The 16213-nt window shown below is 44.7% G+C and carries 18 protein-coding genes and 1 pseudogene; 7 read left to right on the top strand and 12 right to left on the bottom strand.

What is annotated here, in order from left to right; genetic code table 11:
* Window positions 1-179 precede the first annotated feature (179 nt).
* Together speE and speB are read left to right on the top strand one after the other, a co-directional pair.
* On the top strand, window positions 180-1010 hold the full coding sequence (speE, locus tag NSQ12_RS19865; protein ID WP_167408507.1) for a spermidine synthase: 831 nt from the start codon (window positions 180-182) through the stop codon (window positions 1008-1010).
* Between the two features lie 60 nt (window positions 1011-1070).
* A complete protein-coding gene (gene speB / locus NSQ12_RS19860) occupies window positions 1071-1943 on the top strand; it encodes an agmatinase (protein ID WP_015250983.1) in 873 nt (290 codons plus the stop codon).
* Window positions 1944-2010: 67 nt separating this feature from the next.
* Here the strand turns inward: speB and NSQ12_RS19855 are convergent.
* From NSQ12_RS19855 to rapF, 3 genes and pseudogenes are all read right to left on the bottom strand, one after another.
* A pseudogene (locus tag NSQ12_RS19855) lies at window positions 2011-2425 on the bottom strand (YbaK/EbsC family protein).
* A 113-nt stretch (window positions 2426-2538) separates the two neighbouring features.
* Entirely contained in the window at window positions 2539-2658 is a 120-nt protein-coding gene (gene phrF / locus NSQ12_RS19850; RefSeq protein ID WP_009968329.1) for a phosphatase RapF inhibitor PhrF, read from the bottom strand.
* A complete protein-coding gene (gene rapF / locus NSQ12_RS19845; RefSeq protein ID WP_029318693.1) occupies window positions 2642-3787 on the bottom strand; it encodes a response regulator aspartate phosphatase RapF in 1146 nt (381 codons plus the stop codon). Before rapF ends, phrF begins: the two co-directional genes overlap by 17 nt.
* Before the next feature lie 2 nt (window positions 3788-3789).
* Between rapF and NSQ12_RS19840 the strand changes: the two genes are divergently transcribed.
* Genes NSQ12_RS19840 through NSQ12_RS19830 form a run of 3 tightly spaced genes read left to right on the top strand, consistent with a single transcriptional unit; the run spans window position 3790 to window position 6788 of the window.
* Window positions 3790-4020: a hypothetical protein gene (locus tag NSQ12_RS19840; RefSeq protein WP_326256832.1), complete on the top strand. Its 231-nt coding sequence runs from the start codon at window positions 3790-3792 to the stop codon at window positions 4018-4020.
* Window positions 4017-5372, top strand: a complete 1356-nt coding sequence (locus NSQ12_RS19835) for a YncE family protein (RefSeq protein ID WP_088327185.1) — start codon at window positions 4017-4019, stop codon at window positions 5370-5372. Before NSQ12_RS19840 ends, NSQ12_RS19835 begins: the two co-directional genes overlap by 4 nt.
* Before the next feature lie 39 nt (window positions 5373-5411).
* Window positions 5412-6788 (top strand): YncE family protein, encoded by a 1377-nt coding sequence (locus NSQ12_RS19830; RefSeq protein ID WP_339175445.1) that lies wholly within the window; start codon window positions 5412-5414, stop codon window positions 6786-6788.
* 5 nt (window positions 6789-6793) lie between these two features.
* Here NSQ12_RS19830 and albG read toward each other — a convergent pair whose 3' ends face one another.
* The 9 genes from albG to sboA are packed head-to-tail and all read right to left on the bottom strand — an operon-like array spanning window position 6794 to window position 13731.
* Window positions 6794-7495 (bottom strand): antilisterial bacteriocin subtilosin biosynthesis protein AlbG, encoded by a 702-nt coding sequence (gene albG, locus NSQ12_RS19825; protein ID WP_015250988.1) that lies wholly within the window; start codon window positions 7493-7495, stop codon window positions 6794-6796.
* Window positions 7492-8772 (bottom strand): pitrilysin family protein, encoded by a 1281-nt coding sequence (locus NSQ12_RS19820; protein ID WP_227058171.1) that lies wholly within the window; start codon window positions 8770-8772, stop codon window positions 7492-7494. Before NSQ12_RS19820 ends, albG begins: the two co-directional genes overlap by 4 nt.
* Window positions 8773-8776: 4 nt before the next feature.
* The gene (albE, locus tag NSQ12_RS19815) at window positions 8777-9937 is read right to left on the bottom strand and encodes an antilisterial bacteriocin subtilosin biosynthesis protein AlbE (RefSeq protein WP_227058421.1); all 1161 of its coding nucleotides are present in this window, start codon (window positions 9935-9937) and stop codon (window positions 8777-8779) included.
* A complete protein-coding gene (gene albD / locus NSQ12_RS19810) occupies window positions 9927-11237 on the bottom strand; it encodes an antilisterial bacteriocin subtilosin biosynthesis protein AlbD (protein WP_227058172.1) in 1311 nt (436 codons plus the stop codon). Before albD ends, albE begins: the two co-directional genes overlap by 11 nt.
* Window positions 11230-11949, bottom strand: coding sequence for an ABC transporter ATP-binding protein (locus tag NSQ12_RS19805; protein WP_038429789.1), 720 nt, complete (start codon window positions 11947-11949; stop codon window positions 11230-11232). Before NSQ12_RS19805 ends, albD begins: the two co-directional genes overlap by 8 nt.
* Window positions 11946-12107 (bottom strand): antilisterial bacteriocin subtilosin biosynthesis protein AlbB, encoded by a 162-nt coding sequence (albB, locus tag NSQ12_RS19800; RefSeq protein ID WP_003222006.1) that lies wholly within the window; start codon window positions 12105-12107, stop codon window positions 11946-11948. The genes NSQ12_RS19805 and albB overlap by 4 nt, the downstream gene beginning before the upstream one ends.
* Before the next feature lie 12 nt (window positions 12108-12119).
* Entirely contained in the window at window positions 12120-13466 is a 1347-nt protein-coding gene (albA, locus tag NSQ12_RS19795; RefSeq protein ID WP_024573031.1) for a subtilosin maturase AlbA, read from the bottom strand.
* Between the two features lie 24 nt (window positions 13467-13490).
* On the bottom strand, window positions 13491-13643 hold the full coding sequence (sboX, locus tag NSQ12_RS19790; protein WP_106073301.1) for a bacteriocin-like protein SboX: 153 nt from the start codon (window positions 13641-13643) through the stop codon (window positions 13491-13493).
* Complete coding sequence (gene sboA / locus NSQ12_RS19785) at window positions 13600-13731, bottom strand: subtilosin A (protein WP_003222002.1); 132 nt, start codon at window positions 13729-13731, stop codon at window positions 13600-13602. The genes sboX and sboA overlap by 44 nt, the downstream gene beginning before the upstream one ends.
* Before the next feature lie 312 nt (window positions 13732-14043).
* On the opposite strand from sboA, the gene NSQ12_RS19780 reads away from it, so the two are divergent.
* Both NSQ12_RS19780 and argS read left to right on the top strand, forming a co-directional pair.
* Window positions 14044-14472 carry a DUF1934 domain-containing protein gene (locus NSQ12_RS19780; RefSeq protein ID WP_017696263.1) on the top strand — a complete coding sequence of 143 codons (429 nt, stop codon included), beginning with the start codon at window positions 14044-14046 and terminating at the stop codon, window positions 14470-14472.
* Window positions 14469-16139, top strand: a complete 1671-nt coding sequence (argS, locus tag NSQ12_RS19775; protein ID WP_003227570.1) for an arginine--tRNA ligase — start codon at window positions 14469-14471, stop codon at window positions 16137-16139. The genes NSQ12_RS19780 and argS overlap by 4 nt, the downstream gene beginning before the upstream one ends.
* Window positions 16140-16213: the final 74 nt, after the last annotated feature.

Raw genomic sequence — 16213 nt, 5'->3', positions numbered from 1 at the left:
GTTTCTACTATTATGAGAAAAAAAGATCGTTTTTAAACATCGCAGAACAGGACGCATCTTTACTTTTTCCCCGCCATCCTCTATACTTTTTCCTTAGGTGAAAATGAGATTTCAACCGAGAATAAAAGCTGATAAGACGCTTACAATAAATGAATACAGCCTCGAAAGGGAGATGACAATTGAGCGAACTTTGGTACACAGAGAAGCAGACGAAAAACTTTGGCATTACGATGAAGGTTAACAAGACGTTACATACAGAACAAACGGAGTTTCAGCATTTAGAAATGGTGGAAACAGAAGAGTTCGGCAACATGCTTTTTTTGGACGGCATGGTGATGACATCTGAAAAAGACGAATTCGTTTATCACGAAATGGTGGCGCATGTCCCATTATTCACGCACCCAAATCCGGAGCAAGTTCTCGTAGTCGGCGGCGGTGACGGCGGCGTTATCAGAGAAATCCTGAAGCACCCAAGCGTGAAAAAAGCGACACTTGTAGATATTGACGGCAAGGTTATCGAATACTCTAAAAAGTTCCTTCCTTCTATCGCAGGCAAACTGGATGATCCGCGCGTTGACGTGCAGGTAGATGACGGATTTATGCACATTGCAAAATCTGAAAATCAATATGACGTCATCATGGTAGATTCGACTGAACCAGTCGGACCGGCTGTAAACCTGTTTACAAAAGGATTCTACGCAGGAATCGCTAAAGCGCTGAAAGAAGACGGCATTTTTGTCGCACAGACGGACAACCCATGGTTTACACCGGAATTAATCACAAATGTACAGCGCGACGTGAAGGAAATCTTCCCGATTACGAAGCTGTATACGGCGAACATTCCGACATATCCGAGCGGTTTGTGGACATTTACAATTGGCTCGAAAAAATATGATCCGCTTGCAGTGGAAGACAGCCGCTTCTTCGATATTGAGACGAAATATTACACAAAAGATATTCATAAAGCGGCGTTTGTTCTGCCGAAATTTGTGAGTGACCTGATTAAATAATGAAGGTATGGCGCAGGAGCGAATCTTGCGCTTTTTTACAGGAAAGCGAGGGTATTATAGATGAGATTTGATGAAGCTTATTCAGGAAAAGTATTTATCGCGAGCCGTCCCGAGTGGGAAGAGGCGGACGCCATTCTTTACGGCATGCCGATGGACTGGACAGTCAGCTATCGCCCGGGCTCACGCTTTGGTCCAAGCAGAATCCGTGAGGTGTCAATCGGCCTTGAGGAATTCAGCCCATATTTAGACCGCGATCTGGCTGACTTGAACTTCTTTGACGCTGGCGACATTCCGCTGCCGTTCGGAAATCCGCAGCGAAGCTTGGATATGATTGAAGAGTACGTGGACAGCATTTTAGAAAAAGGGAAGTTCCCAATGGGTATGGGGGGAGAGCACCTCGTGTCATGGCCTGTCATTAAAGCGATGTACAAGAAATACCCAGACCTTGCGATTATCCATTTTGACGCACATACAGATCTTCGAGTTGATTATGAGGGAGAACCGCTTTCTCACTCCACGCCGATCCGTAAGGCGGCAGAATTGATCGGACCGCACAATGTGTATTCATTCGGAATCCGTTCCGGCATGAAAGAAGAGTTTGAATGGGCGAAGGAAAACGGCATGCACATCTCAAAATTTGAAGTGCTTGAACCGCTGAAAGAGGTGCTTCCGAAGCTGGCGGGCCGTCCGGTTTATGTCACAATTGACATTGACGTATTAGACCCTGCACACGCACCGGGTACAGGAACGGTTGACGCCGGCGGCATCACGTCTAAAGAACTGCTTGCATCGGTCCATGAAATTGCGCGTTCAGAGGTAAACGTAAAGGGCGCTGATTTAGTGGAAGTCGCACCGGTGTATGACCACTCAGAGCAAACGGCAAACACAGCCAGCAAAATCATCCGTGAAATGCTGCTTGGGTTTGTGAAATAAGTAAACATCCAGACGATGTCTGGATGTTTTTTTATTCCCAGTCTTTACAAACATCAATCCACGCTTTTTAGATAGAAAATTCGGATAATCCTCCTCGATAGCGGAGTTTCTTCTGCCACATGCGGGGAAAACAGTCCCAAACCGTTTCAGCGATACATCAAGATAAACCTCAAGATCATGAGCCAATCCAAATGGGCAAACTCCTCCAATTTCATGGCCTGTCTGCTCCAGCACCTCATTAGGAGAGAGCATTCTTGCTTTAAAGCCAAATGTTCGCCTGAACGTTTTGTTGTCGATCTTGGCATCGCCGGCTGCCACAATCAGAATCGTCTGATCTCCTTCCCCTCTGAAGGACAGGGACTTGGCGATTCTAGTCGGGCTTACGCCGATCGTCTCAGCTGTCTGTTCAACACTGTCGCGCTCGACGTTTCGAACTCCGTCACATCATTTTCTCGATTCCACTGTGTAAAGTGGGTTCTCACACTTTACAGAGACATGCTGCATTTCCACTCTCTTCAAGATTATTGAAAAAAATCATAGCATGGATTGGGAGACTGGGTAAAGAGGGGACAAAAAAACCGCCGATGGACGGCGGTTAAATCATTCCTCGTTGTGCAACTTCAATTTGGTGTGTAGGTGCATTTGCAATAGTTGTTGCCACGAACACAGTGCTTAGAGCCAGACAAGAGAGTAATAGTTTAGACTTCAATTTCATACAAACTCACTCCTCCTTGAATAAGTTGCCTTACTTGTTCCACCTTCAAAAAATAAGCAGAAGCTTTTTGAAAATTTTTACGTTCATGATAATATTTTGCCACATCAATAGCGAAATCTTCAAGATCAGCATACAACATTTTACTTTCGAGAAAATCAAAAAATCCTTGAATTGCTTCTTCATCCGGGCCTGATAAGTATAAAGATTTCAAAAATTCAAACTCTGATAAATATATTACATCTCCGGCCTTTTGTGAATAAGCCATTCCCTTACTATGATATTCATGAGCTTTATCCATTTTTCCTAATTTATAATGGATCTGTGTAATTAAAAAATACGCTTGAGGTAAGGAAGGAAGAATATTTGATTCTTCAAAAACAGCTATTGCTCTTTTGAAATAAGTTATGGCATCCTCATATTGGCTTTGGCTGTTTTTACAAAGCCCGATATTGTACAAAGTTCTTCCCATTAATTGGGGCTGCTTTTCAGCTTCTGCCATAGAATAAGCTTTTTGAAAATGTGAGACGGCATCCTCATACTGTTTTAAATCTAAAAAATTGGTGGCAAATAAAGAATGACACTGCAGCAATCTTATATTATAAGCTTCATTTTCTTTGTATATTTCATATGCTTGCCGTGCATAGTCCATTGAAAAATACGTTTGTTTCATATAGTAATAAGATTCAGACATCTTAAAGAAAAACTCAGCTTTCTCTATCCGATCCTTAACGAATATCAGCTTGCTTTCGGCCTTTTTGAAAAATTTAATAGCCGACAGATATTCCCGCTGATCCAGCTCATACATGCCTCTGAAGAAATTAAAATAGTACTCAAGCAGACCAGTTAAACGAGCCTGTTTTTTATCAATCTCAAGCAGCAGATCAGACAGTCTCGGCTGTTCCTCAATCCTCATTTTTTCTAACGGTTCAAGGTACTCAAGCATTAGGTTGTGCCGAAACTCCATCAGTGAATAGTACAAATGAAGGTCTTGATCTTCTTCCATTTGATCCAGCTCTTGCTTGATTTCTCGTCGCAAATATTCTGCATCGGGTATGCTGAATCGGCGTATGTACATATACCATTCGTTAATCTTTTCTCCGATGGAAGAAGAAGATATGACACCTGTCACGTTTGCAAATCCCTCCCTTCATAATTCTATATATGTCATATTTTATCATCAACATTCTTGTGAGAAGCGCAAAAAAACCGCAATTTTTTCTTTCGTTACACCGCATGTTTGGAGATATATTTTCAAAAAGAAGCGTTTACCCTCAGCAATTTGTACAAGCAAGCACGTTACACTTCCATATTCTGTTATATCTGCGTGAGCAGTGTATGTCTGAAAAGGAAGTGAAGGAATGAGAAAAAACAAGCTTTCCTTTAAAGAAAAAGCAGGAGCAGAACAAGAAGAGTGCTTATGTTTTTGTGAGGGAGAAGCAAGCCGAGAAGCCATGTTTCAAGCGCCGATTGAATTACCTGAAGGATTTGTCGTTGATCCGGCTGAAGCTGTTGCAAACGTGACGTGGAATGCAGACAGCCTTTCTTGTGTCAGTGACCGTTGCTTAATTCAAACGGGGCCAGAGCCTGATGAGGTCGGTGTTCAATTTGCAGTGCGCCTGCAGGGAACCGTTACGCTACTCGTCAGTGTCTCACCTGTGCGAAATCAATATGGACAAGGGGACGGGGCTGTTTCCGTCATTCACAATGCAGAAATCGATCAAGTCGTCTATTATTCCGATGAACCGGATGATTGCCCGGATATCAGTGACATCACGATTGAGAACCTTGTTGTTGTTCCGCCGTTTTACGGCAGTCCTTTATCGGTGACGGGGACGATTGTGCTTGTACCGGAGCCGGAACCCGTCTACGCGTTTACAGCGAATCCAAATGATCAATCAGTTTCTGTGATTGATACAAACACCCATACTGTTGTGACAACGATTGCTCTTCCGTACAATCCGGCAGGTATTGAAATTACGCCAGATAAAAGCGCTGTGTTTGTCTTACATCCCAACAATAATGTGATTTCTGTCATCGATTATGACACATTAACAGTGACAGCAACTATATTGCTGGATCAGCCGCCTCGATTGATTAGATTTATCCCTAATCATGAGTTTGCTTATGTTTTCACCGGTACTGCCATTTATGTGATTGGAATTGATACGTTGACTGTTGAGAGGTCTATTCCTGTAGAAGGTTTTGATATTGCAATTGACCCCAATGGGTTGTTCGCCTATGTTCTTAATTTTGGGTTAGTGCAAAAAGTGGACTTATCTACCGGTGAAGTCTTAGGAACGATTGAACGAGAGCTTATCGTATCATCCATAGAAACAGATTCTACGGAGCGGTATGCGTATGTATTAGAACAAGAATTCTTATTCAATTATTTGACGGTTATTGATTTAAATACGTTTACGATCAGGGATACCCAAGAGCTGGAGCCTGACGGGCTATATGTAATGTTTACGAGTGGATCAGAGGTGTATTTACATGACAGCTTCACTGGCAATTTATATTCTGTCAGTCCGAATGGAGCAGGTGTAATTGGAAATCTTCCGCAATCAGCAACAGACTATGCGTTTACCCCGATTGGCGATTTTCTGTATGCAACTCGTTTTATAGAGCAGAGCATCATTGTTTACAACACAGATGATTATTCTGAGGAAACTGTGATATCTCTTGGGGTTTCACCGGGAGCTATTGCGATCTAATCAACTGAATGCTGTGCATTTTTAAAAGGACGTGAAATCATGAAAAAGAATGATCTTTCTGCTTTACAGGAAAATTGTTTCTGTTTTTGTGATGAGGAAATTAGCCGAGAAGCGCCGTTTCAAGTGCCGATAGATATCCCTGAGGGCTTCAAGGTTGATTCGGCCGAAGCGTCAGCGGCTGTTACATGGAGTACAGACAATTTGTCCTGTATCAGTGAGCCTTGCTTAATCCAGACTGGGCCGGAACCAGAAGATATCGGTGTTCGATATGCTGTGAGAGTACAAGGGACCATTACGCTTCTTGTCAGTGTGTCGCCTGTGCGAAATCAATATGGACAAGGCAATGGGGCGGTTTCTGTGATTCATACTGAAGAGATTGATCAAGTTGTTTATTATGCAGCACAGTCTGACCGCTGTCCTGATTTTAGTCAAATGACAGTGGAAGATCTGCTCATTGTACCGCCTTTCTACGGCAGTCCGCTTACGGTGACCGGGACACTTGTTTTACCGCCATCACCAGACCCTCAATCGTATGTGTTTACTGCCAATACTGGAGACAGCACGGTTTCGGTTATTGATGCAGATTTAAACACTGTTGTAAAAACAATCCCTTTTTCTGACGTGCCAACTAATCTAGGCGTTACTTTCGATAAAGCATTCACGTATGTCCTCCATGGAAATACCAACCTTGTCTCAGTGATTGATAATAAAACATTAACCATCATAAATACCATTACTGTTGGAGGAGGGCCGAGAAAGATCGAATTTGATCCAACAGATGGGTTCGCATACGTGATGGCCGCCGGATCTATATATGTGATTAACACGGCCTCTCAATCGGTCATTGATGTCATTCCGATACCCGGCGCTTTAGACTTTGCTCTTGATCCGAATGGACAGTATGTCTATACCGCTAATGGAAGCAGTTGGTCGGTTGATAAATATGATGCAAATACTGGGCAGTTGGTAGAAAGTATCATAGATTCATTTGAATTTCCCAGTTTAATTGCAACTCCTTACGCTGGAAATTTTGCGTACGTGTTGAATGGTGAGCTGTGGCCGAAAGGTGTAACGGAGATTAGTTTGTCTCCATTAAGCAGGGGAGGGGACTTCAGCCGTTTATTTGAAACGCTGAGGACGATTGTATTTTCTCTCGATAGCACTAGAGCTTATTTTCTAGAGCCATATAGTGAACCGTTTCTTATTAATAACTTATATGTAGTTAATACGGCCAGACAGAGGATCATTGCAAACGTGTCTCTCCCCGGCGCTTTTGACCTCGCCGTAACGCCGGACAAACAGTATATTTATGCGGCACAGCCCAACGACAATGCTGTGACCGTGTACCGCACAAGTGATTATACAGCCGTGACGGTGATTCCGGTTGGCGCGGGTCCGTCTGCGATTGCGATGTAGCTATTTTATAGATCAAGAGAAGCGGTGCTGCGATAAGAGAATCGTTTATAAATAAATGATCCGATTTGCTGAATGGTAGCCAGGATAATCAGAAACAGCAGTTCACTTATAGAGAAACTGAGCATCCACCAAATCCCGGCTGCTGCCAGCGCTCCCGCAAACACTTTTCTGAACAGGCTGCCGTGCCGGAAAAGCTGCCGCAAATACGTTCGCATGCAAAACAATAAATACAGGATCAGTAGCATCGCAAGTCCCATTGAAAGGGCAGGGGGCGTGTGAAGGCGGAAAGGGACGGCTTTAACGATTTCGAACATGCAGCCGAATATGATGACTTGGCACAACACGGCAGCCATCACGTATGTTTGGCGGACGTTTTTATAGCTGTCACGCAGCGATTTGACGTCTTCTGCATATCGGCTGCACAAGTTGTGTTGCTGAAAGTCACAGCAGCTTTGATGAGACTGTGTGAGTTTCTGAAAAGCTGCTGTCATGTTTTTCACGGATTGGGTGACATAATGAAGATAGAGAAAAGCAGGCAGCATCAGGAGGGCAGCGGTACAAGCCAGCAGCCCGAGCCGCACAGCGTCATTGTTGATCATCTGTACATATTGGGCGGCGGCTTCGGCAACGGCCTGAACCCAGCCGAAGGAATAAGCCGCCATACCTATAAGCAGCAATAAAAGGGTAAAGACAGTGTTTTTTTTCATTGTCTGATCGCCTCTTTCTGAGAAACGTGAATGATCGCTTTGTTAGAAGATGCCATTGCATCAATGAGAGACAAGAAAACCTGCGTATCCATATCTTGAATGATGTAGTACATGTCAAGAAACGAGCAATCGCACCTGTCACACTCAGCTGCCCACTCGAAGCATTTACGCACATAATCGCTGTCATAAATGATCGCGTCTGTCAAAGAATCCTTGCCGTATTGAAGCCAGGCGGCAACCTGTTCTTTCTTCTGTGTGACATAGTATGAAGCCACATCGATATAAGCTGAAGAATGGGTCCCTTGACTGTGAAGGATCAAGAAACCGCCATCCTCATAGATATAAGTCTCGGCTGACAAACGATCGATTTCTAGGCGGTACGTTTGCTGAATCTCTTGAAAAAACGGTGAATCTAATTGAAATAGAATACGAGCCGCGATATCCCAATAAAGCTTTATCGCCAACAGATCGTTTTGCCCGGGAAGTGCGCCGATCTGTAATCCGGTCCAGGTATCTTCCATCCGCTCCTCATCACCCAGCACCATTTTTTGTGAGAGGGCTGGAGGGCATGCCGGGATGATTTTTCTTTCAGCATGATAATCCGGACGCTTTTCCAGCTGGAGGTGAGGAGGCAAAAGCGTTTCTGTATTTTCTGAGCCCCCAATCAAAAACAGCGTCATCCGTTGGGCTTGGTAGGCAGCCTTATAGGCTTTTTGTAAATCATTGATGTCCAGCGCCTCAATATCTTCGATTCTGCCTGCGGGGAAAACGGCAGCTGGTGAGGAGGGAGAAAGCATGCTGATCAGCTGATAATGATATGAGAGCTGATGGTTAAGGTGTGCTGTTTGAATTTCGCTTGTAATCACAGCTTTTTCCTGAGCGACAATCTTCTTGTCAAATGAGTGGTTCCATAAAGCATCAAGCAGGATGGGGATCGTTTGTCTGAGCCGATCCGGTAATGAGGTAAACATGAAATTGGTATCGGTGTAGGTAGTGAATGCGTTTAAAAGCGCGCTATGCGCAAAAAAATCACTGTACAGATTGCGGCCGTTATGCCAGAAGAGAAGATGCTCTAAAAAATGCGCTGTGCCATACGGAAGCAGTGTATCACCGGATTCTGCCCGTATACATACATCCCGGCTTCCAAAATCGATTTTTACATTGCACAGCCGCAGGTGGGCGCGGGGGAATTTCAATCTGAATATTTTTAGTCCGCTGTCTGTGTATCTGATATCGGTTCGTTCATCCAGCTGTTGAAAAAAGGCTTTCTTTTCCATCTCTTCATCCCCTTACTACATGAGCTCCGATATAATTGATGGTCGTTATGAATTGCAATACATCACGGCATGTAACCGCTGAGATGCCATCCAGCAAGGCTTCTTTCGTGCAGGAGAAGCGGCGCAGGATCCCCATATAGGCCAATAGACCTTCGGGAGAATCGAATTGCAGCAGCAATTCATTGCGTAAAAACTGCTTTGCCTGTTCTAGTTCCCGCTCATCTGTATGAAAAGCTGAGACAGCTTCCAAAACGCGCGGGGGAATGTCTATCTCATGAAGCTGATCTGTACATATTGAAACAAGCAGCAAATTGTTCATGACATCGTAACGGGTGATAACGTGATAGACTGCCAGATCCTTCTCTCTGAAGTGCTTGAATAAAGCGGAATGGCCGTACTTTCCCAGTAATCCGTCTATTAGCTGTATTTTGATATAATCGCTGGCATCTTTCATCTCTCCGCAGTCAAATCCGAGTGTCAAGACGGAAGGACCTGCAGCGCTGCGTGTCTCTGTTTCAAAAACATGCCAGTTTACGGGTATTCTTCCGGACGTTATAGCGGACGTTTGCGGGGCATGTCCCCGAACATCACATGCATGTACTTGTCCCAATATGTTCAGCTGTTTTTGCTGGGACACTAAATCAACGATAAAGTCCGTTGCGTCGAGAAACCGTTTAGGATGAATCGCCTTTATCCTGTCTTTCCGGCCAAACATGCCTGTGCCGTACATCGGGTTTCCGAAGACCTCCTCAGCCAAGCGCGCCGCCGAGTAGGAGAAAGGATCAGTGAATTTCTTTTCGATTCTCAGCAGCAGCTCATTCCTGGCCTTTTCAACTGCTTCGAATGAAAGAGAAGAAGGGAAAGACAAGTCTGCAAAAGTTTTCAGCAGGGCGTCAACATGAAAATTCCCGTTATATAATGGGTGAATCAAACGGGTCCCGCAGGTTTTCAGCTGCTGATCAAAAAAGAGATTCGCTGAGTACATGAAACGGCTGCCGGCAGCACAACCGAAAGCGTCAATGATTTGCTCCTTCAGGTATGCGGCGGCGCCGTAAAAATAAATCGTTTCTTCCTCAGGTTCCGCCGCGCTTTCGATCGGTTTCAGAAAGCTCGCGGCGATTGAAATAGTTGAAAATTGATGAGTCTTCAGCAGGTTAACTTCCAAGCCGTTCTCTTTTGCTTGTATCAAAGAAACCACCATCCTGTTTTTGCAGGTAATAGACTATGACCAGACCGACTATCGGAATGACCGCCAAGGATACAGCGGTGCCGGCTAATGTGGCTAAGAATAGGGGAAGACAAAACAGATAAGACCGATATTTTGAGAAACCGCTCCATAGCTGCTGCTCAGTCTGCCAGCTGAAGGAGGGCCTTTTTTCATCCGCAGTTAACCTGATAAAAGCTCCCGCCAGCAGCAACTCAATGCACTGCAAAAAAGTGAGAACTGAAATCGGGCGGCCGCTGATGAAACCCACAATCATCACGACAAGGAGAAATCCGCCTGCCAATAGGCCTGAATAAAAGCGATATTTCGCCCAAAACATCGTTTTCCGCTTGATCGGAAGCGTGATGAGCAGCATCCGGTCATTTTTTTCAATCGAGTACAAAAGGGCGATCGGCGAGCAGATGAGCAAAAGCGCGGAAATCACGATGTAAATCACTTGCTGATTGAAGATGCCGGTATTCATCATCTGGAACGAAAAGAAGCCGCTGAAAGCCGCCATTACCGCGTAATTTAACAGCATCGCTTTAGAAGAGATAAATCGGTTCCATTCTCTTTTGTAAAACGAAAACTCAGATCGCCGCATAAATGAATGCATCTTGCCCTGCTGCGGAGGTGCCTGCAGAAAGACAGGAAAGTCAATGACCACCGCCCACAGGATATGGACCGCGCAAAGCGGAATCGTGGCGGCCGGCATCAAAGCGGCGCTGAGACATACACAGGCGAATATCGCCGCATGCAGCAGAAACATCCAGTTCTTCTTTTTGGCGAAATAGTTGCTTAGCACAACTCCGAAAATAATGGAGTAAACGGTAAAAAACGAAAACCTGCCGAGCCAAAACAATGTTTGCGCCCCTGACAGCGTTCCGTTTCCAAATAAGAACAACGGTAAAATAAAAAAGAATAAAGTTCTTCTCAAACAGGTATCGACAAACAAAACGACACTCTGGGCGAGCCAAAAGCTCCGTGAAGAAATCGGCAGCAGGCAGCTCAGTTTCATATAAGATTCCTTCCATTGAGATGTCACAGAAAGAAACACCATATATGCGTTCATTAAGAGAAGCGCGAGTATGATATACGTTTTGCGCAACACCGATTCATCAATGCCGGCCTGGCGGATCAGCCCGATTTCAAACACGGCCAGAATGACAAGGCCTGCGGCAATGCGGATGGCGTCCTTTTTCCCTTGCCGGCTGTAAAGCTGTTTGAACAGCAAAGACATGATGGGGATTATGTTATTCATGGCCGATCACCTCGAAAAATTCCCGCCGCAGATCGGTCTCCTCTCCAATCGGAATGACCTTTTGGATCTGTTTGTTGTGAAGAATAGCCGCATAGTCACAAAATCTTTGCACGACATCGAGCAGATGAGAAGAAAACAAAATGGTCCCGCCTGCTTCACAGTACTCACACATTTTCTGATAAAAAACCTCTATCGATTCCACATCCAAACCGACGAGCGGCTCATCCAAAATAAACAGGGGAGCGCGCAGCAATAAGCCTGTCATCAATACAACTTTTTGCCTGTTCCCCAAGGACAGCTCCGAAATTCTCCTGTTGATGTATTTTGAAAAATGAAAGGCCTCGGCCAAACTGGCAAACTGCTGCTCTGAAAAATCCTTTTGATAAAGCGAATGGACGAAAGACACATAGTCCTTCGCCGTAATTTCTGTAAATAGCAGCGGATAATCGGCGGCGAAGTAACGGTGAGTCTTCAGCTGATCTGATGTTTTCTGCGGCATGCCGGCCTCCGCTTCAATTCCGCACAGTGTAAAGCGTCCGCTGAAATTGCGGTTCACGCCTGTCAGCGTATTAATCAGTGTCGTTTTTCCGGCGCCGTTTACCCCAAGCAACCCGTAAACGGCGCCTTTTTCTAAATGTAAATCTACTTGTTCTAAGATGACGTTGTCCCGTTCATACCAAACGGATACATCGTGTATATCCAAAATGCTCATCGCGAGTCAGCCTTCCGCGCGCGCATCCCGAACAGAATGGCAATGGCAATGAAAATCAGCGTAAACAGATAATCGCTTTTGACAAAATAGACGACTGCGCCGATGACAAAGATAAATGAAAGGATATACAGTAAAATTCTTCTTTGTGCTGGTGACAAATCGTTTCCCTCCTAAATAAGCTGGACCACGTCTTCTAATTGTTCATTTTTCGCCCAAGAGCAAATGTTTTTCCGGTGATATTTGTTAGAGTTCAGCCCTTTTAAGTAACAGCCTCCGCAATAGCCGCTGAACGGGCATTTGTCTTTCATGCAATGTTCGCTGAACCGCGGCGCTTGCGCTTGCCACAGTTTATGGACGAGAGGGGAGTTAAAGATGCTTTCATAGGAATCATGAAAAATATTTCCCAATGAAAATTCCTTTGGAAAGAGGGCGCAAGGACGTACTTCGCCGAACGGGCTGATCACAATGGACTTCCAGCCAGCGCCGCAATTTGCCGCGCGTTTTCTCTCATAAGGAATAATCGGAATCAGATCTTTAAACTCATCAATCACATTTTGCTCGTATTCCATAAACTTGCGGTGCTGCTCGGCGTCTTTCGTTGGATGGACAATATCCCTGCCTCTTCCGAAATCGTCAACCCAATTGTAAGAGAACGCCTTCGCCCCGAGATCCCGAACCTTTTGGGCCATATCGTGGATTTCCCACATGTTTTTTTCGAAGACAGACATGGCGACTCTGACAAATATACCGTGGTCACTCAACAATTTTATCGTTTTACAAGTTTGGGCAAAAGAGCCTTTTCTCCCTCTAAAGGAGTCATGGACCTCGGAATTGACACTATCAAGAGAAATGCCGACGATGATTTTTTGCTTGTAAGTCTTCAAAAGCTCCAAACTCTCTTTTCGCATGAGTGTTCCGTTTGTTAAGACAGCGACTTTTTTGAACTTTTTACACACATAGTCAAGAATCTCATTGGCATTTGGATGGACAAAAATTTCCCCACCCGTGATTTCGCATGTCAATACACCGTTATCAAACAGCATATCAGCCGTTTTTTTGAATTGCTCAATCGACACGGTGCCGAGCGCTTCAGGTGAGCTTTCCAAATAACAGTGGGCGCATTTCAAATTACAGCGGTGCGTCAGTTCAAAGGTGGCGTGCAGGGGCATCGGAAATTCATTGCTTCCGCTCGTGGTGATGGTATGGCGGCTGGCCCGGTTTCCAAGCTGGATCACCTGCTTGTTCTGGAGCATGTTGAGCATGTCGTAATACCAATCTTTATGGTCTTCCGGTGATTCATCATACACTGCACATTGCTCAGCTAAAATCTGCTCAGCTGTTTTTTGGCCATCCATGCGCATGCAGAGCTCGTAAGCCGTTTTGTTGAGATCCAAATACTCAAAGTCAGAAATGGAGACATTATCGCGCAAGTAGTCGATTTCTAACACGCCGCCCTCAGGAAGCTGGTGAACCCTTACACTTTCATTAATAAATGGAAACATCTGCTCTATAAACAAAATACCATCCCCTATACATATGATTCAAATGAAAAACGGTTGTGTATGTATATCCAAGAGGTAGATTTTAGTTAAAAATTGTAATTTACTTAAAAAGGGCATAGTAGAATGACTATGCCCTTTTGGGAGATCCTTATCCCCATAGACCGAATAGACCTGTTGCACCGGCAATTTCAAAATCAGGGATAGGACCGTCCACTAGACAAGCGGCTCCGATCGAGCATGTTGCACAACCTTTGTTTTCTACAATGACAGCTTTTTTCATAATTGAATCCTCCCTTTATTTGTTTTTCTAGCAGATCTATGTTGTACTTTTATCTTAAAACTATCAAATTACTAATTCAATACATATATTTTGAAAAAAATGTGAAAAGGAAATGATAGATTTCGGAAAAATGTAACATTTCCTAAAGGTAATTAGTGATATGATTTTCTCTTCTATATAAGGAAATGCTTTTTATGAGGTTTATCTTCAAATCTGATGAGCAATGATGGTAAGATAGAAGCAGTTGAAGTTTACAAACCGAATGATTATACTATTCAAGTCAAAGTGGAATGATGAAAAGGACGTGTCAGAATGAAGCAAGAGACACCGATAACACTCCATGTGAAGTCTGTGATCGAGGATGACGGAAACCAAGAAGTCATCGAATTCCGCACCACCGGATTTTACTATGTAAAACAAAATAAAGTGTATCTATCTTATTATGAAGAACACGACTTAGGCAAAGTCAAAACGATTGTGAAAGTAAGCGAAGGCGAAGTCCTGGTCATGAGGTCAGGCGCTGTCAAAATGAATCAGCGTTTCATAACGGGAGCTTCCACAATTGCTAAATATAAAATGTCATTTGGTGAGCTTGAGCTGAAAACAAGCACAAAATCGATTCAATCTGATCTCGATGAAGAAAAAGGCCGTATCAGCATCGCATATGACATGCATGTCGGAGACGAGCAGGAGCATTTACATAATATGACGATTACGTATGAGGGAGGAACTCACGCATGAACATTGCGGAACAAATGAAGGACGTGCTGAAAGAAGAAATCAAAGCGGCCGTTCTGAAAGCGGGACTGGCTGAAGAAAGCCAGATTCCCAATGTTGTTTTAGAAACACCGAAAGATAAAACACACGGCGACTACTCAACGAATATGGCGATGCAGCTGGCAAGAGTGGCAAAAAAAGCGCCGCGTCAAATCGCTGAAGAGATTGTCGCCCATTTTGATAAAGGAAAGGCTTCGATTGAAAAACTGGATATCGCCGGCCCGGGTTTTATCAATTTCTATATGAACAATCAATATTTAACAAAGCTGATTCCGTCTGTACTGGAAGCAGGAGAAGCATATGGGGAAACGAACATCGGAAACGGTGAACGAGTTCAGGTAGAATTCGTATCAGCGAATCCGACGGGAGACCTTCACCTCGGGCATGCGCGCGGGGCGGCTGTCGGCGATTCCTTGTGCAACGTGCTTTCAAAAGCGGGTTACGATGTAAGCCGCGAATACTACATTAACGATGCGGGAAACCAAATCAACAATCTGGCGCTCTCTGTTGAAGTCCGTTACTTTGAAGCACTCGGATTGGAAAAACCGATGCCGGAGGATGGCTACCGCGGCGAGGATATCATTGCGATCGGAAAGCGTCTCGCTGAGGAATACGGTGATCGTTTTGTTAACGAAGAGGAAAGTGAACGCCTCGCGTTTTTCCGTGAATACGGCCTGAAATACGAGCTGGAAAAGCTGCGCAAGGACTTGGAAAACTTCCGTGTGCCGTTTGATGTGTGGTATTCAGAAACTTCACTGTACCAAAATGGAAAAATCGACAAGGCGCTTGAAGCGCTCCGCGAAAAAGGCCATGTCTATGAAGAAGACGGCGCGACTTGGTTCCGTTCCACGACGTTCGGCGATGATAAAGACCGCGTATTGATCAAGAAGGACGGCACGTACACGTACCTGCTTCCTGATATCGCGTATCATAAGGACAAGCTTGACCGCGGCTTTGATAAGCTGATCAACGTTTGGGGCGCCGATCACCACGGCTACATCCCGCGTATGAAAGCGGCAATCGAAGCGCTGGGCTATGAAAAAGGAACGCTTGAAGTAGAAATCATTCAGCTCGTTCACCTTTACAAAAACGGCGAGAAAATGAAAATGAGCAAACGGACCGGTAAAGCCGTAACGATGCGTGACCTGATTGAAGAAGTCGGCTTGGATGCCGTTCGTTACTTCTTTGCAATGCGAAGTGCGGACACCCATATGGATTTTGACTTAGATCTTGCTGTATCAACATCTAACGAAAACCCCGTGTATTATGCACAATACGCGCATGCACGTATTTGCAGCATGCTTCGCCAAGGGGAAGAGCAGGGACTTAAACCGGCGGCAGATCTTGATTTCAGCCATATTCAATCAGAAAAAGAATATGATCTGCTGAAAACGATCGGCGGCTTCCCAGAGGCAGTGGCGGAAGCAGCGGAAAAACGAATTCCGCACCGTGTCACAAACTATATTTATGATCTGGCTTCTGCTCTGCACAGCTTCTACAACGCAGAGAAAGTCATCGACCCTGAAAATGAAGAGAAGAGCCGCGCGCGCCTGGCTTTAATGAAGGCAACGCAAATTACGCTGAACAATGCGCTTCAGCTGATCGGCGTATCGGCTCCGGAAAAAATGTAATCACGATCAAAAGGACAAAGTCTTCGGGCTTTGTCCTTTTTTTATGAGAAAAACGTGTGATGTAATTCACAATC

Origin of the sequence: Bacillus sp. PS95, assembly GCF_037963565.1 — a bacterium.
GTDB lineage: Bacteria > Bacillota > Bacilli > Bacillales > Bacillaceae > Bacillus > Bacillus subtilis.
The sequence above is the reverse complement of the archived record's forward strand: the minus strand, read 5'-3'. Positions and strand labels throughout refer to the sequence as shown.